18 protein-coding genes are annotated in these 20,225 nt (G+C 64.8%); 13 read left to right on the top strand and 5 right to left on the bottom strand.

Annotation, left to right across the window (positions count from 1 at the left end; genetic code table 11):
• Positions 1-155 precede the first annotated feature (155 nt).
• Positions 156-1,019 carry a translation elongation factor Ts gene (gene tsf, locus N0B28_RS06145; RefSeq protein WP_043863253.1) on the bottom strand — a complete coding sequence of 288 codons (864 nt, stop codon included), beginning with the start codon at positions 1,017-1,019 and terminating at the stop codon, positions 156-158.
• Between the two features lie 193 nt (positions 1,020-1,212).
• Positions 1,213-1,953, bottom strand: coding sequence for a 30S ribosomal protein S2 (gene rpsB, locus N0B28_RS06140; RefSeq protein ID WP_043863252.1), 741 nt, complete (start codon positions 1,951-1,953; stop codon positions 1,213-1,215).
• Between the two features lie 345 nt (positions 1,954-2,298).
• Here rpsB and map point away from each other — a divergent pair, with 345 nt between their 5' ends.
• The 4 genes from map (at position 2,299) to N0B28_RS06120 (ending at position 7,859) form a co-directional block, all read left to right on the top strand.
• Positions 2,299-3,081, top strand: coding sequence for a type I methionyl aminopeptidase (gene map, locus N0B28_RS06135; protein WP_043863251.1), 783 nt, complete (start codon positions 2,299-2,301; stop codon positions 3,079-3,081).
• A gap of 20 nt (positions 3,082-3,101) precedes the next feature.
• Positions 3,102-5,804, top strand: coding sequence for a [protein-PII] uridylyltransferase (locus N0B28_RS06130; RefSeq protein WP_043863250.1), 2,703 nt, complete (start codon positions 3,102-3,104; stop codon positions 5,802-5,804).
• A 23-nt stretch (positions 5,805-5,827) separates the two neighbouring features.
• Complete coding sequence (gene dapC, locus N0B28_RS06125) at positions 5,828-7,021, top strand: succinyldiaminopimelate transaminase (protein WP_054915003.1); 1,194 nt, start codon at positions 5,828-5,830, stop codon at positions 7,019-7,021.
• Between the two features lie 94 nt (positions 7,022-7,115).
• Positions 7,116-7,859 carry a M12 family metallopeptidase gene (locus N0B28_RS06120; protein ID WP_123752965.1) on the top strand — a complete coding sequence of 248 codons (744 nt, stop codon included), beginning with the start codon at positions 7,116-7,118 and terminating at the stop codon, positions 7,857-7,859.
• A 109-nt stretch (positions 7,860-7,968) separates the two neighbouring features.
• Here the strand turns inward: N0B28_RS06120 and N0B28_RS06115 are convergent, their stop codons facing one another.
• A complete protein-coding gene (locus N0B28_RS06115) occupies positions 7,969-9,615 on the bottom strand; it encodes a Na+/H+ antiporter (RefSeq protein WP_043863248.1) in 1,647 nt (548 codons plus the stop codon).
• Positions 9,616-9,773: 158 nt separating this feature from the next.
• Here N0B28_RS06115 and pncA point away from each other — a divergent pair, with 158 nt between their 5' ends.
• From pncA to N0B28_RS06090, 5 genes are all read left to right on the top strand, one after another.
• Positions 9,774-10,463 (top strand): bifunctional nicotinamidase/pyrazinamidase, encoded by a 690-nt coding sequence (gene pncA, locus N0B28_RS06110; protein WP_123752964.1) that lies wholly within the window; start codon positions 9,774-9,776, stop codon positions 10,461-10,463.
• Positions 10,464-10,531: 68 nt separating this feature from the next.
• The gene (locus N0B28_RS06105) at positions 10,532-10,879 is read left to right on the top strand and encodes an ArsC family reductase (protein WP_043863246.1); all 348 of its coding nucleotides are present in this window, start codon (positions 10,532-10,534) and stop codon (positions 10,877-10,879) included.
• Positions 10,880-10,918: 39 nt separating this feature from the next.
• Positions 10,919-11,953 carry a 2,3,4,5-tetrahydropyridine-2,6-dicarboxylate N-succinyltransferase gene (dapD, locus tag N0B28_RS06100; RefSeq protein ID WP_043863245.1) on the top strand — a complete coding sequence of 345 codons (1,035 nt, stop codon included), beginning with the start codon at positions 10,919-10,921 and terminating at the stop codon, positions 11,951-11,953.
• 54 nt (positions 11,954-12,007) lie between these two features.
• On the top strand, positions 12,008-13,213 hold the full coding sequence (locus N0B28_RS06095; protein WP_275730899.1) for a cysteine desulfurase: 1,206 nt from the start codon (positions 12,008-12,010) through the stop codon (positions 13,211-13,213).
• The gene (locus N0B28_RS06090; RefSeq protein WP_100633075.1) at positions 13,210-13,620 is read left to right on the top strand and encodes a SufE family protein; all 411 of its coding nucleotides are present in this window, start codon (positions 13,210-13,212) and stop codon (positions 13,618-13,620) included. The genes N0B28_RS06095 and N0B28_RS06090 overlap by 4 nt, the downstream gene beginning before the upstream one ends.
• Here the strand turns inward: N0B28_RS06090 and tcdA are convergent.
• Positions 13,599-14,423 (bottom strand): tRNA cyclic N6-threonylcarbamoyladenosine(37) synthase TcdA, encoded by an 825-nt coding sequence (tcdA, locus tag N0B28_RS06085; protein ID WP_058541484.1) that lies wholly within the window; start codon positions 14,421-14,423, stop codon positions 13,599-13,601. The two genes, N0B28_RS06090 and tcdA, sit on opposite strands and share 22 nt — an antisense overlap.
• Positions 14,424-14,712: 289 nt before the next feature.
• Between tcdA and N0B28_RS06080 the strand changes: the two genes are divergently transcribed.
• From N0B28_RS06080 to N0B28_RS06065, 4 genes are all read left to right on the top strand, one after another.
• Complete coding sequence (locus N0B28_RS06080; RefSeq protein ID WP_043863241.1) at positions 14,713-17,304, top strand: glycosyltransferase; 2,592 nt, start codon at positions 14,713-14,715, stop codon at positions 17,302-17,304.
• Between the two features lie 177 nt (positions 17,305-17,481).
• On the top strand, positions 17,482-18,633 hold the full coding sequence (gene dapE / locus N0B28_RS06075) for a succinyl-diaminopimelate desuccinylase (RefSeq protein ID WP_043863240.1): 1,152 nt from the start codon (positions 17,482-17,484) through the stop codon (positions 18,631-18,633).
• Positions 18,633-19,445: a putative RNA methyltransferase gene (locus N0B28_RS06070; RefSeq protein ID WP_043863239.1), complete on the top strand. Its 813-nt coding sequence runs from the start codon at positions 18,633-18,635 to the stop codon at positions 19,443-19,445. Before dapE ends, N0B28_RS06070 begins: the two co-directional genes overlap by 1 nt.
• 19 nt (positions 19,446-19,464) lie before the next feature.
• Positions 19,465-19,842 carry a hypothetical protein gene (locus N0B28_RS06065; protein ID WP_043863238.1) on the top strand — a complete coding sequence of 126 codons (378 nt, stop codon included), beginning with the start codon at positions 19,465-19,467 and terminating at the stop codon, positions 19,840-19,842.
• 108 nt (positions 19,843-19,950) lie between these two features.
• Here the strand turns inward: N0B28_RS06065 and N0B28_RS06060 are convergent, their stop codons facing one another.
• Positions 19,951-20,160, bottom strand: coding sequence for a cold-shock protein (locus N0B28_RS06060; RefSeq protein WP_038996759.1), 210 nt, complete (start codon positions 20,158-20,160; stop codon positions 19,951-19,953).
• Between the last annotated feature and the right edge of the window lie 65 nt (positions 20,161-20,225).

Here is a 20,225-nt window from a genome sequence, read left to right as displayed (position 1 = left end):
AAAAAATCTGGGCGGGCTGTTTTCAGCCTGCTAACTGTAGCGTGGCGCAGCGACTGCGCCAGCGAAAGGGCGGCGTTGTAAACCGCCCCCGCTTTGACAAAGAGGCTGCGCGCGTGAGCGGGCAGCCTCTTTGGGGCGACAGAGGTGACTCTGTCTTACTGCTTGGCAGCAGCCAGCTGTGCAGCAACTTCTTCAGCGAAGTTGTCGACTGGCTTCTCGATGCCTTCGCCTACCTTGAAGTAGGTGAAGGAAACGATTTCGGCACCGGCTTTCTTGGCCAGCTCGCCGACCTTGATTTCCGGGTTCATGACGAAGGCTTGCTCGACCAGGCTGGCTTCGGCCAGGAACTTCGAGATACGGCCTTTGACCATGTTCTCGACGATGTTCTCAGGCTTGCCTTTGATCTTCTCTTCGTTCAGCTGCAGGAACACGGCTTTTTCGCGCTCGATCGCTTCAGCCGAAACTTCCGACGGCAGCAGGAACTCAGGGTTGCTTGCCGCCACGTGCATGGCGATCTCTTTGGCCAGTTGGACGTCGCCGCCCTTCAGGACCACTGCAACACCGATCTTGTTGCCGTGCAGGTAGGTACCGACAACGTCACCTTCAACGCGCACCAGGCGACGGATGTTGACGTTTTCGCCAACCTTGGCCACCAGGGCTTCACGAGCAGCTTCACGCGCAGCGATCAGCGGCGCAGCGTCGGTCAGTTTTTCAGCGAAGGCTTGCTCGACGCTTTCGGCGACGAAGGCCTTGAAGTCGTCTTGCAGGGCCAGGAAGTCGGTCTGCGAGTTCACTTCCAGCAGGACAGCGGACTTGTCGTCGGCCTTGATGGCGATGGCGCCTTCAGCGGCAACGTTGCCAGCTTTCTTGGCTGCCTTGATGGCACCCGAAGCGCGCATGTCGTCAATGGCTTTTTCGATGTCGCCGCCAGCCTTTTCCAGGGCTTTCTTGCAATCCATCATGCCTTCGCCGGTACGCTCGCGCAGTTCTTTTACCAGCGCTGCAGTAATTGCTGCCATTTCAAATTCCTCTTGGATAGGTTTTCAACCATTCCACCCGATACCTGACGGGCGTTCAATTCTGGAAATCCACTGCCAGAGCACATGCAGTTCGCAATGATGCAACGGCGACGCTGACAAGAGGATTTCAAGGTGGCAAAAAGGGGGCCAAGCCCCCTTTTTGCGTGCCGAGTCGACGCTAAGCGTCAGCTACTCAGGCTTCGGCAGCCGGTGCAGCTGCTTCTTCTGCGAACACTTCGGTGCCGCCGGCAACGTTGTTGCGACCACGGATAACGGCGTCAGCCATCGAACCCATGTACAGCTGGATGGCGCGAATGGCGTCATCGTTGCCTGGGATGATGTAGTCAACGCCTTCCGGGCTGCTGTTGGTATCGACAACGCCGATGACCGGAATACCCAGCTTGTTGGCTTCGGTGATAGCGATGCGCTCGTGGTCAACGTCGATCACGAACAGGGCATCAGGCAGGCCGCCCATGTCCTTGATACCACCCAGGCTGCGGTCCAGTTTTTCCAGATCGCGGGTGCGCATCAGCGCTTCTTTCTTGGTCAGCTTGGTGAAGGTACCATCTTCGGCCTGGGTTTCCAGGTCGCGCAGACGCTTGATCGAAGCACGGATGGTCTTGTAGTTGGTCAGCATGCCGCCCAACCAGCGGTGGTCGACGTACGGCGAACCGCAACGTGCTGCTTCTTCAGCAACGATCTTGCCAGCGGAACGCTTGGTGCCGACGAACAGAATCTTGTTTTTGCCCTGGGCCAGGCGCTCTACGAAGGTCAGTGCCTCGTTGAACATCGGCAGGGTTTTTTCAAGGTTGATGATGTGGATCTTGTTGCGCGCGCCGAAAATGTACTTGCCCATTTTCGGATTCCAGTAACGGGTTTGGTGACCGAAGTGCACACCGGCCTTCAGCATATCGCGCATGTTGACTTGGGACATGATAGTTCCTTGATAAGTCGGGTTGGGCCTCCACGTATCCCAATGACCAACCCCGAAACCGAAGTCAGGGGCACCCAGGCCATCGTGTCGACACGTGTGTGGGTTTGAGCAGACGGGGCTATCCCCGAAAGCGGCGCATTTTATACCACACAAGTGAGCCGAGCGAAACCGAAAAAACAGACGACACCCGAGGGTTGCACCCGCCCTGCTCACGCAGCGACCGATGCAATCAACATAAATAGTAGGCAATGCCCAGCAGCCCAGGCCCCAGCCCGCCGCCTCGCTCTGTTAGAATCACGCCTTTCCCGTTTCATTTGCGCCTGCGCGCGCCGTAGAGAGCCTGCAATGACCGTCACTATCAAAACCGCCGAAGACATCGAAAAGATGCGTGTCGCCGGCCGCCTGGCCGCCGAAGTCCTGGAGATGATCGAAGAACACGTCAAGCCCGGTGTCACCACCGAGGAACTCGACCGCCTGTGCCACGACTACATCGTCAACGTGCAGCAGGCCATCCCCGCGCCCCTGAACTACAAGGGCTTCCCCAAGTCGATCTGCACCTCGGTCAACCACGTGGTATGCCACGGGATCCCGGGCGACAAGCCGCTCAAGGATGGCGACACGCTGAACATCGACGTGACCGTGATCAAGGACGGCTACCACGGCGACACCAGCCGCATGTTCCACGTCGGCACCGTGCCGGTATGGGCCGAGCGCCTGTCCCAGGTCACCCAGGAGTGCATGTACAAGGCCATCGAGCTGGTCAAGCCGGGCTGCCGCCTGGGCGACATCGGCGAAGTGATCCAGAAGCACGCCGAAAAGAACGGCTTCTCGGTGGTGCGCGAGTTCTGCGGCCACGGCATCGGCAAGGTGTTCCATGAAGAGCCGCAGATCCTGCACTACGGCCGCGCCGGTACCGGCATGGAACTCAAGGAAGGCATGACCTTCACCATCGAGCCGATGATCAACCAGGGCAAGGCCGACACCAAGGTGCTGGGCGACGGCTGGACCGCCATCACCAAGGACCGCAAGCTCTCGGCGCAGTGGGAACACACCCTGGTGGTCACCGCCACCGGCTACGAGATCTTCACCCTGCGCAAGGACGACACGATCCCGCGCACTTCGGCCTGACCCTCACAGGAACGTCATCGATGCCCCAGGTGGACCCCGAGCTGTTCGACCGCGGCCAGTTCCAGGCGGAACTGGCCCTCAAGGCCAGCCCCATAGCGGCCTTCAAGAAAGCCATCCGCCAGGCCGGCGAGGTGCTCGACGGGCGCTTTCGCAGCGGCCGCGAGATCCGCCGACTGATCGAGGACCGCGCCTGGTTCGTCGACAACATCCTGCAACAGGCATGGAACCAGTTCAGCTGGAGCGAAGCCGCCGACATCGCCCTGATCGCCACCGGCGGCTACGGGCGCGGCGAGCTGCACCCCTACTCCGACATCGACCTGCTGATCCTGCTCGATGACGCCGACCACGAGGTGTTTCGCGACTCGATCGAGCGCTTCCTCACCCTGCTCTGGGACATCGGCCTGGAAGTCGGCCAGAGCGTGCGCTCGGTGGACGAATGCGCCGAACAGGCGCGCGCCGACCTCACGGTGGTCACCAACCTGATGGAAAGCCGCACCATCTGCGGCCCCGAACACCTGCGCCAGCGCATGCTCGAGGTCACCAGCACGGCGCACATGTGGCCGAGCAAGGAATTCTTCCTGGCCAAGCGCGCCGAGCAGAAGGCGCGCCACCACAAGTACAACGACACCGAGTACAACCTGGAACCCAACGTCAAGGGCTCCCCCGGTGGCCTGCGCGACATCCAGACCGTGCTCTGGGTAGCGCGCCGCCAGTACGGCACGCTCAACCTGCATGCGCTGGCCGGCGAAGGCTTCCTGCTGGAGAGCGAGAACAACCTGCTGGCCTCGTCACAGGAGTTTCTGTGGAAGGTGCGCTACGCCCTGCACATGCTCGCCGGGCGCGCCGAAGACCGCCTGCTGTTCGACCACCAGCGCAGCATCGCCGCGTTGCTGGGCTTTACCGATGACAACCCCAAGCGCGCCATCGAACAGTTCATGCAACAGTACTACCGGGTGGTGATGAGCATCGCCGAGCTCAGCGACCTGATCATCCAGCACTTCGAGGAAGTCATCCTCGCCGATGACAGCGCCAGCAGCACCCAGCCGCTGAACCCGCGCTTCCAGCTGCATGACGGCTACATCGAGGCGGTGCGCAGCAACGTGTTCAAGCGCACCCCGTTCGCCATGCTCGAGATCTTCGTGCTGATGGCCCAGCACCCCGAAATCAAGGGCGTGCGTGCCGATACCATCCGCCTGCTGCGCGAGCACCGGCACCTGATCGACGACGAGTTCCGCAACGATATCCGCAATACCAGCCTGTTCATCGAGCTGTTCAAGTGCGAGATCGGCATCCACCGCAACCTGCGCCGCATGAACCGCTACGGCATCCTGGGGCGCTACCTGCCCGAGTTCGGCCTGATCGTGGGGCAGATGCAGCACGACCTGTTCCACATCTATACGGTCGATGCGCACACCCTGAACCTGATCAAGCACCTGCGCAAACTGCAGTACACCCCCGTGTCCGAGAAATTCCCGCTGGCCAGCAAGCTCATGGGGCGCCTGCCCAAGCCCGAGCTGATCTACCTCGCCGGCCTGTACCACGACATCGGCAAGGGGCGTCAGGGCGACCATTCCGAGATCGGTGCGGTGGACGCCCAGGCATTCTGCAGCCGCCACCAGCTGCCCGCCTGGGACAGCCGGTTGATCGTGTGGCTGGTGCAGAACCACCTGGTGATGTCGACCACTGCCCAGCGCAAGGATCTCTCCGACCCGCAGGTGATCCACGACTTCGCCCAGCTGGTCGGCGACCTGGTGCACCTGGACTACCTCTATGTGCTCACCGTGGCCGACATCAACGCCACCAACCCGAGCCTGTGGAACTCCTGGCGCGCCAGCCTGTTGCGCCAGCTCTACACCGAGACCAAGCGGGCCCTGCGCCGCGGCCTGGAAAACCCGCTGGAACGCGAAGAGCAGATCCGCCAGACCCAGAGCGCAGCTTTGGACATCCTGGTACGCGAAGGCACCGACCCGGACGACGTCGAACAACTGTGGTCGCAACTGGGCGATGACTACTTCCTGCGCCACACCGCCGCGGACGTGGCCTGGCACTCCGACGCGATCCTGCAGCAGCCGGCCGACGGCGGCCCGCTGGTGCTGATCAAGGAGACCACCCAGCGCGAGTTCGAGGGCGGTACGCAGATCTTCATCTATGCCCCCGACCAGCACGACTTCTTCGCCGTGACGGTGGCCGCGATGGACCAGCTCAACCTGAACATCCACGACGCACGCATCATCACCTCCAGCAGCCAGTTCACCCTCGACACCTACATCGTGCTCGACAACGACGGCGGCTCGATCGGCGACAACCCGCAGCGCGTCAAGGAAATCCGTGAAGGCCTCACTGAAGCCCTGCGCAACCCCGACGACTACCCCACCATCATCCAGCGTCGGGTACCGCGCCAGCTCAAGCACTTCACCTTCGCGCCCCAGGTGACCATCCTCAACGATGCCCAGCGCCCGGTGACCATCCTCGAGCTCAGCGCCCCGGACCGCCCGGGCCTGCTGGCACGCATCGGCAAGATCTTCCTGGAGTTCGACCTGTCACTGCAGAACGCCAAGATCGCCACCCTGGGCGAGCGGGTGGAAGACGTGTTCTTCATCACCGACGCCGACAACCAGCCGCTGTCCGACCCTGAACTGTGCCGCCGCCTGCAGGCCGAGATCGTCGAGCAGTTGCGCGTCGACCAGGCCACCGGCGTCGAGATGACCCGCCTCACCCTTTGACCGATTGACGAGACCCAGCGCCAATGAACAACGCTTTGAACCAGCTTCAGCCCTACCCGTTCGAGAAACTGCGTGCCCTGCTCGATGGCGTGACGCCGGCCGCAGACAAGCGCGCCATCGCCCTGTCGATCGGCGAGCCCAAGCACGCCTCGCCGGCATTCGTGGCCAAGGCGCTGGCTGACAACCTCGACAAGATGGCGGTGTACCCCACCACCCTGGGCCTGCCCGCGCTACGCGAAAGCATCGTGCACTGGTGCGAGCGCCGCTTCGGTGTACCGGCCGGCTGGCTGAATGCCGCACAGCACGTGCTGCCCGTCAACGGCACCCGCGAGGCGCTGTTCGCCTTCACCCAGGCGGTGGTCAGCCGTGGTGAGGACGCGCTGATCGTCAGCCCCAACCCGTTCTACCAGATCTACGAAGGTGCCGCGTTGCTCGCCGGCGCCCAGCCGCACTACCTGCCGTGCCTGGACAGCAACGGCTTCAACCCGGACTTCGACGCGGTGCCAGCCGAGATCTGGCAGCGTTGCCAGATCCTGTTCCTGTGCTCGCCAGGCAACCCGACTGGCGCACTGGTGCCGCTGGACACCCTGAAAAAACTCATCGCACTGGCCGACGAGCACGACTTCGTGATCGCCGCCGACGAGTGCTACAGCGAGCTGTACTTCGACGAGCAGGCCCCGCCACCCGGCCTGCTCAGCGCCTGCGTGGAACTTGGCCGCAGCGACTTCAAGCGCTGCGTGGTGTTCCACAGCCTGTCCAAGCGCTCCAACCTGCCAGGCCTGCGTTCGGGCTTTGTGGCCGGCGATGCCGAGATTCTCAAGGCCTTTTTGCTCTACCGCACCTATCACGGTTGCGCGATGCCGGTACAAACCCAGCTGGCGAGCATCGCCGCCTGGAACGACGAGGCGCATGTCCTGGAGAACCGCGACCTGTATCGCGAGAAGTTCGACGCCGTGCTGCAGGTGCTGGCCCCGGTAATGGATGTACAGAAGCCCGACGGCGGTTTCTACCTGTGGCCGAAGGTCCCCGGCGATGACGCGCAGTTCTGCCGCGACCTGTTCGAACAGCAGCACGTGACCGTGGTGCCGGGCTCGTACCTGTCTCGCGAGGTGGAGGGCTTCAATCCGGGGGCCGGACGCGTGCGCCTGGCGCTGGTGGCCCCGCTTGCCGAATGTGTCGAGGCGGCCCAGCGCATCCGCGCATTCGTCGAAGGCTGAGCCGGTACGCCTGGTCGGCCGACCGATAGATAAGTAACGCCCAAGGCCCGGTCGGCCCGCCAATCATGGAGCTCCACTCAACAGGAGCTCCAGCATGGACATACCAACCTTGTGCAAGGTCACCCAGGTGGCCGATCAGCAGCAATCCCACGAAACAGCCCTGAAAGAAAACCCGCTCAACGCCCCGCAGCCCTCGCGCTCGGGTCGTCAGAAACGCGGCGTTGCCTACCACAGCCGCCTCTGGGCGCCGGGCCGCACCCTGCTCATCGCCTTCGCGGCCGACGTACCGGAACAGACGCAACAGAGCATCTTCGAGGTTGCCTGCCAATGGCTGGCGTACGCCAACCTCAAGTTCCAGCGCACCGTCGACTGGGCCGAAGCACAGATCAGGATCGAGATGAAGCCAAGCGGCACGGGGATCAACCATTCACTGGTCGGTACCGACGCCTTGCTCCGCGAAGACAGCACCATGACCCTCAGCGACTGGCCTGGCGATGAGCAGTTCCAGCGTAGCGTGCTGCATGAGTTCGGGCACGCGCTGGGCCTGGACCATGAGCATCAGCACCCGGATGCGGACATCCAGTGGAACCTGGGCAAGCTGCTGGAATACGCCGAACAGGTCGGCATGCCCATGGAAGAGATTGCTGAAAACTTCCTCAACAGGATCGAGCGCACGCAGGCATTGCACAACGCCTACGACCCGGGTTCGGTCATGCACTACCCGATTCCGGCCACCTTCACCCTTAACAATGTGGCTTTCACCGGCTCGGCGCAGCTCAGTGACGGCGACAAGGCGCTGGCGGGCAAGGCCTACCCCTTCACCCCGGTACACCCGTGAAGTGCACCCCGCCCAGCCCGGCAGCGGGCGGGACCTGGGCGCCAGCGTGCGCCTGACCTGTCCGCGCGACTGCCCCCCAGCGCGGGGCCGCCATGCGACCCCGAGCACTTCACTTGACCGGCCCCAGGTTGGCCTCGCTCATGTCCAGCTCACCCAGCACCTGGCGCACCACGTCATCACCGATCTGGTGCTGGCGGTGCAGGCTGTACAGTTCCAGGCGCTGCGCCCGCAGCGCCCGCAGGCGCAGGCGTCGCTCCAGCTGATCCATCTGCGCGGCCAGCGCCTGGGCCTCGGCACTGTCGTTGAACACGTCCAGTTGCTGCCGGTACTCGGCCATCAGGCGCGCCTTCAACTCGGCGGCCAGTGCGGCCTGGGAGGCATCCTGGGGCGCGCCGGGCTCCACCAGTTCCTCGGCCTCCAACGCATGGATCGCCGCCTCGGCGGTGCGCCGCCAGGCCTCGCGCGCCTCCTGGCGCAGGGTATCGTCGGGGCTCTTCTCCACCCCGCGCAGCAGCAACGGCAAGGCAATGCAGGCCGATACCAGCGACAGCAGAATCACCCCTGCGGCAATGAAGATCAGCAGGTCGCGTTCGGGGAACGCCTTGCCCGCGCCGATCAGCAGCGGCACCGACATCACGCCCGCCAGGGTCACCGCCCCGCGCACGCCGCCCACGGTCAGCAGCCAGCACGAACGCGCGTTGGGTACCAGCACCAGGTCTTCCTTGCCGCGCCAGCGCCGGATCACCCCGATCAGGCGCCAGATGCTCTGCACCCAGATGAACCGCAGCGCCAGCAACACCAGGAAGATCGCCACCACATCCAGGCAGCGGTACAGCAGGGTTGGCCACAGCGATGCCTCATGGCTGGTCACCGCCTTGGCGATATCGGGCAGTTGCAGGCCCAGCAGCAGGAAGATCAGGCCGTTGAAGGCGAACTCCAGCAACGACCACACACTGCGGTTGAGCAGGCGCGTGCTGGTCTGGCGCGGCAGCAGGTCAAGCCAGCTCTGCATCATGCCCGCCGCCACCGCCGAGAGAATGCCCGAGGCGCCCAGGCGCTCGGCCAGCACATAGGCGGCGAACGGCAGCAACAGCATGAACACCACGTGGGTGGCCGGGTCGTCCCAGCCGCGCGCGATCATCCACACCCGCAGGCGCCCCACCAACCAGCTCAGCGCCACGCCGATGGCCAGGCCACCCACGGCCACCAGCACGAAGGTCACACTGGCCTCGGCCAGCGAGAACACCCCGGTGATCGCCGCCACCAGCGCAAACTTGAACGTCACCAGGCCCGAGGCATCGTTCATCAGCGCCTCGCCCTGCAGCATGTGCATCAACGGGGTGGGCAGGCGATCCTGGCTGATTGCCGACACCGCCACCGCGTCGGTGGGCGACAGCACGGCGGCCAGGGCAAAGGCCACCGGCAGCGGTATGCTCGGCAGGATCCAGTGGATGAAATAGCCGGCCCCCACCACCGTGAACAGCACCAGCCCCACCGCCAGGGTCAGGATCGGCCCGCGCAGGCGCCAGAACTCGCGCTTGGGCATGCGCCAGCCATCGGAGAACAGCAACGGGGGCAAGAACAGGAACAGAAACAGCTCAGGGTCCAGGGCCACGTGCAGGCCCAGGGTCGGCCAGGCCAACAGCGCACCGGCACCAATCTGCACCAGCGGCAGTGGCAGCGGGATCAATCGCCCCACCAGTTTCGAGACACTGACCAGCATCAGCAGGATGAGAACGGTATAGGCTGACTGCATACGGCGTGTTTTTCCTGTTCAGTTTCAAATACGCTCAACGGCCAGGGTTATGCCATTGAAACAACATGTTACCGGGATCTGCATGAACACAACCGCTCCACCTAAGTCGCAGACCCGCCGGCAATCTGTAACACAATGCTACAAAAGAGGAGCCTCGCATGATCACCCCCGCGTCGACCCTATTGACCCACGATAGCCCCAACCGTGCGCTGCTGGTCATCGATGTGCAAAACGATTTCATCCCCGGCGGCGCCCTGGCGGTGCCCGGTGGCGACGAGATCGTGCCGCTGGTCAACCAGCTCGGCCGCCAGTTCGAGCGCGTGGTGCTGGCCCAGGACTGGCACCCGGCCGGCCACGCCTCGTTCGCCTCGAGCCACCCGGGCAAGAATCCGTTCGAGGTCATCGAACTGTCATACGGCCCGCAGACACTCTGGCCCGACCACTGCATTCAAGGGAGCCCCGGCGCACAGTTTCACCCGGACCTGAACATTGCCCACGCACAGCTGATCGTGCGCAAGGGCGGCAACCGCCAGGTGGACAGCTACTCGGCGTTCACCGAAGCCGACCAGACCACCCCCACCGGCCTGGCCGGCAACCTGCGCGAGCGCGGCATCGACACGCTGTTCCTGTGCGGCCTGGCCCTGGACTTCTGCGTGGCCTGGACGGCACTGCACGCACGCCGCAAAGGGTTCACCACCTATGTGGTGCTGGACGCCTGCCGCGCCATCGATACCGCAGGCTCCTGCGCGGCGGCGATGGCACAGATGCAGGCTGCCGGGGTGCAGTTCATTCAGGCGCGGCAACTGGGCGGCGCCAGCCGTGGCGCCCTGCCCGATGTTGTCGCATAATCCAGCCCACCCATTCTTCGAGGAGTTTCGGGGCGGCTGCGGGAACACCCGCGCGCCCTTAACGTTCAATGGCTTATATTCTCTTCGGCATCAAAGCCTGTGACACGATGAAGAAAGCCCGTACCTGGCTTGAAGAACACCACATCCAGTACGACTTTCACGACTACAAGACCCAGGGTATAGACCGGGACCACCTGAACCGCTGGTGCGACGAGCACGGCTGGCAGGTGGTACTCAACCGCGCAGGCACAACCTTCCGCAAGCTCGATGACGCGCAGAAGGCCGACCTCGACCAGGCCAAGGCCGTCGAGCTGATGCTGGCACAACCCTCGATGATCAAGCGCCCGGTGCTCGACCTGGGCGGCAAGACCCTGGTCGGTTTCAAACCGGACCTGTACGCGGCAGCCCTGCGCTGAACCGCGACGCCTTCACTCAATTTCGCAAGAGGTAACCGCATGTCCACTTCACTGTTCAGCCTGGCCTTCGGCGTCGGCACTCAAAACCGTCAAGGCGCCTGGCTGGAAGTCTTCTACGCACAGCCACTGCTCGCCCCGAGCGCCGAGCTGGTCGCAGCCGTCGCCCCGATCCTGGGCTATGAAGGCGGCAACCAGGCCATCGCGTTCAGCAACGCCCAGGCCGCGCAACTGGCCGAGGCCGTCAAGGGCGTCGACGCCGCCCAGGCTGCACTGCTGACCCGCCTGGCCGAAAGCAACAAGCCGCTGGTGGCCACGCTGCTGGCCGAAGACGCCACCCTGAGCTCCACCCCTGAGGCCTACCTCAAGCTGCACCTGCTGTCGCACCGCCTGGTCAAGCCCCACGGCCTGAGCCTGGCCGGCATCTTCCCGCTGCTGCCGAACGTGGCCTGGACCAGCCAGGGCGCCATCGACCTGGCCGAACTGGCAGAGCAGCAACTCGAAGCCCGCCTCAAGGGCGAGCTGCTGGAAGTGTTCTCGGTCGACAAGTTCCCGAAAATGACCGACTACGTGGTGCCGAGCGGCGTGCGTATCGCCGACAGCGCCCGCGTGCGCCTGGGTGCCTATATCGGCGAAGGCACCACCATCATGCACGAAGGCTTCGTCAACTTTAACGCCGGCACCGAAGGCCCGGGCATGATCGAAGGCCGCGTTTCGGCGGGCGTGTTCGTCGGCAAGGGTTCGGACCTGGGCGGCGGCTGCTCCACCATGGGCACCCTGTCGGGCGGCGGCAACATCGTCATCAAGGTCGGCGAAGGCTGCCTGATCGGCGCCAACGCCGGTATCGGCATCCCGCTGGGCGACCGCAACACCGTCGAAGCCGGCCTGTACATCACCGCCGGCACCAAGGTGAACCTGCTCGACGAGAACAACGAGCTGGTCAAGGTGGTCAAGGCCCGCGACCTGGCTGGCCAGACCGACCTGCTGTTCCGCCGCAATTCGCTAAACGGCGCGGTCGAGTGCAAGACCCACAAGTCGGCCATCGAGCTGAACGAAGCGCTGCACGCCCACAACTAAGTGGTACGATCGGGTCTGGCCCTCTGCCAGACCCGATATCAGGCCCTACACATCATGTTCCAGCCCTCTCCCTGGCGCGCAGACTTCCCTGCCATCGCCGCCCTGCAACGCCAGCACCAGACCTACCTGGACAGCGCTGCCACCACACAGAAACCCCAGCACCTGCTCGACGCCCTGAGCCACTACTACACCCAGGGTGCGGCCAACGTGCACAGGGCCCAGCACCTGCCCGGCGCACTCGCCACCCAGGCCTTCGAGGCCAGCCGCGAAAAAGTCGCCGCCTGGCTCAATGCCGCCGATGCGCAGCAGATCGTGTTCACCCATGGCGCCACCTCGGCGCTCAACCTGCTGGCCTATGGCCTGGAATGGCGCCTGGAGGCGGGCGACGAGATCGCCGTCAGCGCCCTGGAGCACCACGCCAATCTGCTGCCCTGGCAGCAGTTGGCCCAGCGCCGGGGCCTCAGGCTGGTGATCCTGCCGCTCGACGCCGACGGGCATATCGACCTGGAGGCGGCCCTGCAACTGATCGGCCCGCGTACCCGCGTGCTGGCGGTGAGCCAGTTGTCGAATGTGCTCGGCACCTGGCAGCCGCTGCAACCGTTGCTCGACCACGCCCGCGCCCAGGGCGCCCTCAGCGTGGTCGATGGCGCCCAGGGGGTGGTGCACGGGCGTCACGATGTACAGCAACTGGGCTGCGACTTCTATGTGTTTTCCAGTCACAAGCTGTATGGCCCGGACGGCCTTGGCGTGCTCTATGGGCGCCGCGAGGCGTTGGGCCTGCTGCGTCACTGGCAGTTCGGCGGCGAGATGGTGCAACTGGCCGGCTACCAGCAGTCGAGCTTTCGCCCCGCCCCGCTGGGTTTCGAGGCCGGCACGCCGCCGATCGCCAGCGTGATCGGGCTGGGTGCCAGCCTGGATTACCTGGCCAGCCTCGACGCCACCAGCATGGTCGAACATGAAGCCGCCCTGCACCGCCATCTGCTGCGCGGCCTCAACGATCGTGAAGGGGTGCGGATACTGGGCGCGCCGCAACTGGCCCTGGCCAGCTTCGTGGTCGAGGGCGTGCACAATGCCGACCTTGCGCACCTGCTGACCGAACAGGGCATCGCCGTGCGCGCCGGCCATCACTGCGCCATGCCGCTGGTCAACAGCCTGGGCCTGGACGGTGCGATCCGCGTGTCGCTGGCGCTGTACAACGATTCCCACGACCTGGAGCGCTTCTTCAGCGCCCTGGACCAGGCCCTGGAGCTGCTGCGATGAGCCTGCCCGACGCCGCCCGCGAGGCGCTGGATGTATTCGAACAGGCTGCCGGCTGGGAGCAGCGCGCCCGCCTGCTGATGCAATGGGGCGAGCGCCTGGCCCCCCTGGACGCGACGCAGCAGTGCGAGGCCAACCGCGTGCACGGTTGCGAAAGTCAGGTGTGGCTGGTGGCCGAGCAGGTCGAAGGTCGCTGGCACTTCAAGGCCGCCAGCGATGCGCGGCTGCTGCGCGGCCTGCTGGCGCTGCTGCTGGTGCGGGCCGACGGCTTGACCGGCAGCCAGCTGCAGCAGCTGGACCTGCCCGCCTGGTTCACCGCCCTGGGCCTTGGCCGACAGCTCTCGCCGTCCCGCAGCAACGGCCTGAACGCCGTGCTGCAGCGCATGGCTCAGCTCGCCGCCGGCGCCTGAGCCGCTACGCGATCGGCCGGGCGGCGCTTGCCACCCACCAGTTTCTCCACGGCCTTGCTGGCAGCGACCATGCCGAAGGTCGCCGTCACCATCATCACCGCGCCGAAACCGCCCGAGCAGTCGAGCTTGACCCCGTCCCCGACGAAGCTCTTCTGCAGGCAGATACCGCCATCGGGCAGCGGATAGCGCAACTGCTCGGTGGAGAACACGCACGGCACCCCGTAGTTGCGGCTCACGTTGCGCGAAAACCCGTGGTCGCGGCGCAGCGTCGAACGCACCTTGGAGGCCAGCGGGTCGTTGACCGTGCGGTTGAGATCGGCCACCTGGATCTGCGTGGGGTCGAGCTGCCCGCCCGCACCGCCGGTGCAGATCACCTGGATCTTGCGCCGCTTGCACCAGGCAATCAGCGCAGCCTTGGCCATCACGCTGTCGATGCAGTCGATCACGCAGTCGATATGATCGGTGATGGTCTGGGCCAGGTTGTCGCGGGTGACGAAGTCCACCACCGCGTGCACCTTGCAGTCCGGGTTGATTGCGCGCAGGCGCTCGGCCATCACCTCGACCTTGGGCTTGCCCACGTTGCCCTGCAGCGCATGCAACTGGCGATTGGTGTTGCTCACGCACACGTCATCCAGGTCGAACAGCGAAATTTCGCCAACGCCGCTGCGGGCCATGGCCTCGGCCGCCCACGAGCCGACACCGCCGATGCCGACGATCGCCACATGCGCCTCGCGCAGGCGTTGCAAGCCCTGCTGGCCATACAACCGGGCAACACCGGCAAAGCGTGGATCTTCTGTACTCATGGCCCAACCCTGAAAAAACCGGCGCGCATTATAGGCCCCACAACGCAGGATGACAGCCCGCAACCGACGCACTGATTGCCATGAATTGGTAAACCTGGCGCCAACCCTGCTTTAATGACCGGTGCAAACCCTGCTTTGGACGGCAATTGTACGGGCTTCAGAACTTCAGCATCTGAGGAAAATCCAAGCGCTACATGCACCCGTTTCCTATACCACGCTACCTGCCTGGTGCGTAGGATCCGTGCCCGCCGGCGCTTGCCCGTTCCACTTTTCGGAACCCGAAATATCTATGTCATCGCGTAAATTTGGTATCAACCTGGTGGTCGTCATGGCGATTGCCGCGCTATTCACCGGGTTCTGGGCACTGATCAACCGCCCGGTGTCCGCCCCCGACTGGCCGGAGCAGATCTCCGGCTTCTCGTATTCGCCTTTTCGCCTGGGCGAAAGCCCGCAAAAGGGCCAGTACCCGACCGAAGCCGAGCTGCGCGAAGACCTCGAGCAACTGAGCAAGCTGACCGACAGCATCCGCATCTATACGGTGGAAGGCACCCAGGCGCTGATCCCGCGTCTGGCCGAAGAGTTCGGCCTGCGCGTGACCCTGGGTGTGTGGATCAGCCCCGACCTGGAACGCAACGAGCGCGAAATCGAGACCGCCATCCAGTTGGCCAACACCTCGCGCAGCGTGGTGCGGGTGATGGTCGGCAACGAGGCGCTGTTTCGCGAAGAGGTCACCCCCCAGGCCCTGATGGACTACATGGACCGCGTGCGCGCCGCAGTGAAGGTGCCGGTCACCACCAGCGAACAGTGGCACATCTGGAAGGAAAACCCCGAGCTTGCCGGGCACGCCGACCTGATCGCCGCGCACATCCTGCCCTACTGGGAATTCATCCCGGTGAGCCAGGCCGAGCAGTTCGTGCTCGACCGCGCCCGCGAGCTCAAGCAACTGTTCCCGCGCAAGCCGCTGCTTTTGTCCGAGGTCGGCTGGCCCAGCAATGGCCGCATGCGCGGCGGTGCCGACGCCACCCAGGCGGATCAGGCCATCTACCTGCGCAGCCTGGTCAACCTGCTCAACCGCCAGGGCTACAACTACTTCGTGATCGAAGCCTACGACCAGCCCTGGAAAGCCAGTGACGAAGGTTCGGTGGGCGCCTACTGGGGCGTGTTCAATGCCGCGCGCCAGCAGAAATTCAACTTCGAGGGCCCGGTGGTGGCCATTCCGCAGTGGCGCGTGCTGGCCGTGGGCTCGGTGGTGCTGGCGATGCTGTCGCTGACCCTGCTGCTGATCGACGGCTCGGCGCTGCGCCAGCGCGGGCGCACCTTCCTGACCTTCATCGCGTTCCTGTGCGGCTCGGTGCTGGTATGGATCGGCTATGACTACAGCCAGCAGTACAGCACCTGGTTCAGCCTCACTGTGGGTTTCCTGCTGGCGCTCGGCGCGCTGGGGGTGTTCATCGTGCTGCTGACCGAGGCCCATGAACTGGCCGAGGCGGTATGGACGCACAAGCGCCGCAGGCTGTTCCTGCCGGTGGAGGCCGACAGCGCCTATCGGCCCAAGGTGTCGGTGCATGTGCCGTGCTACAACGAGCCCCCGGAGATGGTCAAGCAGACCCTCGATGCCCTCGCGGCGCTGGACTACCCGGACTTCGAAGTGCTGATCATCGACAACAACACCAAGGACCCGGCCGTGTGGGAGCCGCTCAAGGCCCATTGCGAGCTGCTGGGCGAGCGCTTCAAGTTCTTCCATGTGGCACCGCTGGCAGGTTTCAAGGGTGGCGCGCTGAACTACCTGATCCCGCACACCGCCAAGGACGCCGAAGTGATCGCGGTGATCGACTCGGACTATTGTGTCGACCGCAACTGGCTCAAGCACATGGTGCCGCACTTTGCCGACCCCAAGATCGCCGTGGTGCAGTCGCCGCAGGACTACCGCGACCAGAACGAAAGCACCTTCAAGAAGCTCTGCTACGCCGAGTACAAGGGCTTCTTCCATATCGGCATGGTCACCCGCAACGACCGTGATGCAATCATCCAGCACGGCACCATGACCATGACCCGGCGCTCGGTGCTCGAAGAGCTCGGCTGGGCCGACTGGTGCATCTGCGAAGATGCCGAACTGGGCCTGCGCGTGTTCGAGAAGGGTTACTCGGCAGCCTATTCCCACGAGAGCTACGGCAAGGGCCTGATGCCCGACACCTTCATCGACTTCAAGAAGCAGCGCTTTCGCTGGGCCTACGGCGCGATACAGATCATCAAGCGTCACACCTCCAGCCTGCTGCGCGGCAAGGACACCCAGCTGACCCGCGGCCAGCGCTACCACTTCCTGGCCGGCTGGCTGCCGTGGATCGCCGACGGCATGAACATCTTCTTCACCGTGGGTGCGCTGCTGTGGTCGGCGGCCATGATCATCGTGCCGCAGCGGGTCGACCCGCCGCTGCTGATCTTCGCGATCCCGCCGCTGGCGCTGTTCGTGTTCAAGGTGGGCAAGATCGTGTTCCTGTACCGCCGCGCGGTCGGGGTCAACCTCAAGGACGCATTCTCGGCGGCGCTGGCAGGGCTGGCGTTGTCGCACACCATTGCCAAGGCGGTGCTGTACGGGTTCTTCACCAGCAGCATTCCGTTCTTCCGCACGCCGAAGAACGCCGACAGCCACGGGCTGCTGGTGGCACTGGCAGAGGCCCGCGAGGAGCTGTTCATCATGCTGCTGCTGTGGGGCGCGGCGCTGGGCATCTACCTGGTGCAGGGCCTGCCGAGCAACGACATGCGCTTCTGGGTGACCATGCTGCTGGTGCAATCGCTGCCGTACCTGGCGGCGCTGATCATGGCCATGCTGTCGTCGCTGCCCAAGCCCGCGGATGTCACGCAGCCCGCACCTGCCGCCTGATAAACCGCCATCGCGGGTCAAGCCCGCTCCCACAGGGATTGCGCAGTACCTTGTGGGAGCGGGCTTGACCCGCGATAGGCCCGCACAGACAGCACAGATCCACAGTCCCTTCCCCGCACTTTTGCTATAAGATAACGCCCCTTCTTTTTGCCCCAGCCTTGCACCCCGGAGTCCTTCATGACGGCCCCAGCCGACCTCTCGCCTACCCTTGAACTGGCCTGCGACCTGATCCGTCGTCCCTCGGTGACCCCGCTGGACTTCGACTGCCAGAAACAGATGATGCAGCGCCTGGGCGATGCCGGCTTCATGCTCGAACCGATGCGCATCGAAGACGTCGACAATTTCTGGGCCACCCACGGCAGCGACGACGGCCCGGTACTGTGCTTTGCCGGCCACACCGACGTGGTGCCCACCGGCCCGGTGCAGGCCTGGGCCAACGACCCGTTCGACGCCCTGATCGACGCCGACGGCATGCTCTGCGGGCGCGGCGCGGCCGACATGAAGGGCAGCCTGGCCGCCATGATCGTGGCCACCGAGCGCTTCGTCGCCGACTACCCGAACCACAAGGGCAAGGTCGCCTACCTGATCACCAGCGACGAGGAAGGCCCGGCCCATCACGGCACCAAGGCCGTGGTCGAACGCCTGGCGGCGCGCAACGAACGCCTGGACTGGTGCATCGTCGGCGAGCCGTCGAGCACCACCCTGGTCGGTGACGTGGTCAAGAACGGCCGTCGCGGCTCGCTTGGCGCCAGGCTCACCGTGCGTGGCGTGCAGGGCCACGTGGCCTACCCGCACCTGGCGAAGAACCCGATCCACCTGGCCGCCCCGGCCTTGGCCGAACTGGCCGCCGAGCACTGGGACGAGGGCAACGATTTCTTTCCCCCCACCAGCTTCCAGATCTCCAACCTCAACTCGGGGACCGGCGCCACCAACGTGGTGCCAGGCGAGCTGACCGCACTGTTCAACTTCCGCTTCTCCACCGAGTCGACCGTCGAAGGGCTGCAGGCCCGCGTGGCGGCGATCCTCGACAAGCACGGCCTGGACTGGCAGGTGGACTGGGCGCTGTCGGGCCTGCCGTTCCTCACCGAACCGGGCGACCTGCTCGACGCGGTGTCGGCCAGCATCAAGGCCGTGACCGGCCGCGACACCCAGGCCTCCACCAGCGGCGGCACCTCCGACGGGCGCTTCATCGCCACCCTGGGCACCCAGGTGGTCGAACTGGGCCCGGTCAACGCCACTATTCACCAGGTCAACGAGCGGGTCCTGGCCAGCGACCTGGACGTGCTGACCGAGATCTACTACCAGACCCTGACCCGGTTGCTCGTCTGATGCTCATCTGCCCCATCTGCAGCGCCGCGCTCGGCGCCCTGGACAACGGTGTCGGCTGCCCTGCCGGGCACCGCTTCGACCGGGCGCGCCAGGGCTACCTGAACCTGTTGCCGGTGCAGCACAAGAACAGCCGTGACCCTGGCGACAACCAGGCCATGGTCGAGGCACGTCGCGACTTCCTCAATGCCGGGCACTACGCCCCGGTGGCACGGCGCCTGGCCGAGCTTGCGGCCGAGCGCGCACCCGCGCGCTGGCTGGACATCGGTTGCGGCGAAGGCTACTACACCGCGCAACTGGCCGACGCCCTGCCCCAGGCCGACGGCTATGCCCTGGACATCTCCCGCGAGGCGGTCAAGCGTGCGTGCCGGCGCAACCCGGCACTCACCTGGCTGGTGGCGAGCATGGCCCGGGTGCCACTGGCCGATGCCAGCTGCCAGTTCCTGGCCAGCGTGTTCAGCCCGCTGGACTGGCAGGAAGCCAAGCGCCTGCTCAGCCCCGGCGGCGGCCTGATGCGCGTCGGCCCCACCCGCGGCCACCTGATGGAGCTGCGCGAACGGCTGTACGATGAAGTGCGCGACTATGCCGACGACAAGCACCTGGCCCTGGTGCCCGAGGGCATGCACCACGCCCACGGCGAAGTGCTGGAGTTTCGCCTGAGCCTGGCGGCCCCGGCCGACCGCGCCAACCTGCTGGCCATGACCCCCCATGGCTGGCGCGCCAGCGCAGAAAGACGCGCGGCCGTCATCGATCACCCCGAGCCCTTAGAGGTGACGGTATCGATGCGTTACGATTACTTTGTGCGCCAAGACTGAGCCGCACCCGGAGAGCCCCATGCGCCAACCCGATATCGAGATTTACCTGAAGGACGCCGACGTCGATCACAAGCAGATCGCCGCCTGGCTGGGCCAGGCCCTCGGCCCGTGCAGCGACTGGCAGCAGAAGGGCCAGACCTACAAGTGCAAGGCCGGTAACGTACCTGTTACCTGGCTGCCCAAGGCTGTGGGCAAATGGAACAGCCTGTACCTGGAAAGCGACCAGACCCCGTGGGAGGACGACATCGCCTGCGCCCGCGCCGCATTCGCCGCACTCAATGTCGAAGTACGCTGCGCGCCGGGTAGCTGGGTGGAAGAGGAAGGTGAAGAAGACGCCGACCGCTGGATCCGCATCAGCGCCGATGGCGAGGAAGAGATCACCTGGCGTACCAGTTGAGCCGTTGACCGGCTCTGCTTAGGCGCCAACCTTGCTGGCGAAGCCCGGCATCGCCGGGCCAAGGGGCTGCTGCGCAGCCCATCGCCAGCAAGGCTGGCGCCTGCCGCTTTACAGCCCCACTACGTCTTCGGCCTGCAGGCCTTTCTGGCCCTGGGTCAGGTTGTACTCGACCTGTTGCCCTTCCAGCAGGGTGCGATGCCCTTCACCGCGGATCGCGCGGTAATGCACGAACACATCCGCACCGCCCTCACGCTGAATGAAGCCATATCCCTTGGCGTCATTGAACCACTTCACACTTCCAGTCTCACGAGACGACATCTGAACTACTCCGGATTTTTATTTTGGAATCGCCTTGTCGGCAGGGCCTCACCAGGCCCCACCTA

Origin of the sequence: Pseudomonas sp. SD17-1 (genome assembly GCF_029201585.1) — a bacterium.
Classification (GTDB): domain Bacteria; phylum Pseudomonadota; class Gammaproteobacteria; order Pseudomonadales; family Pseudomonadaceae; genus Aquipseudomonas; species Aquipseudomonas palmensis.
The sequence above is the reverse complement of the archived record's forward strand: the minus strand, read 5'-3'. Positions and strand labels throughout refer to the sequence as shown.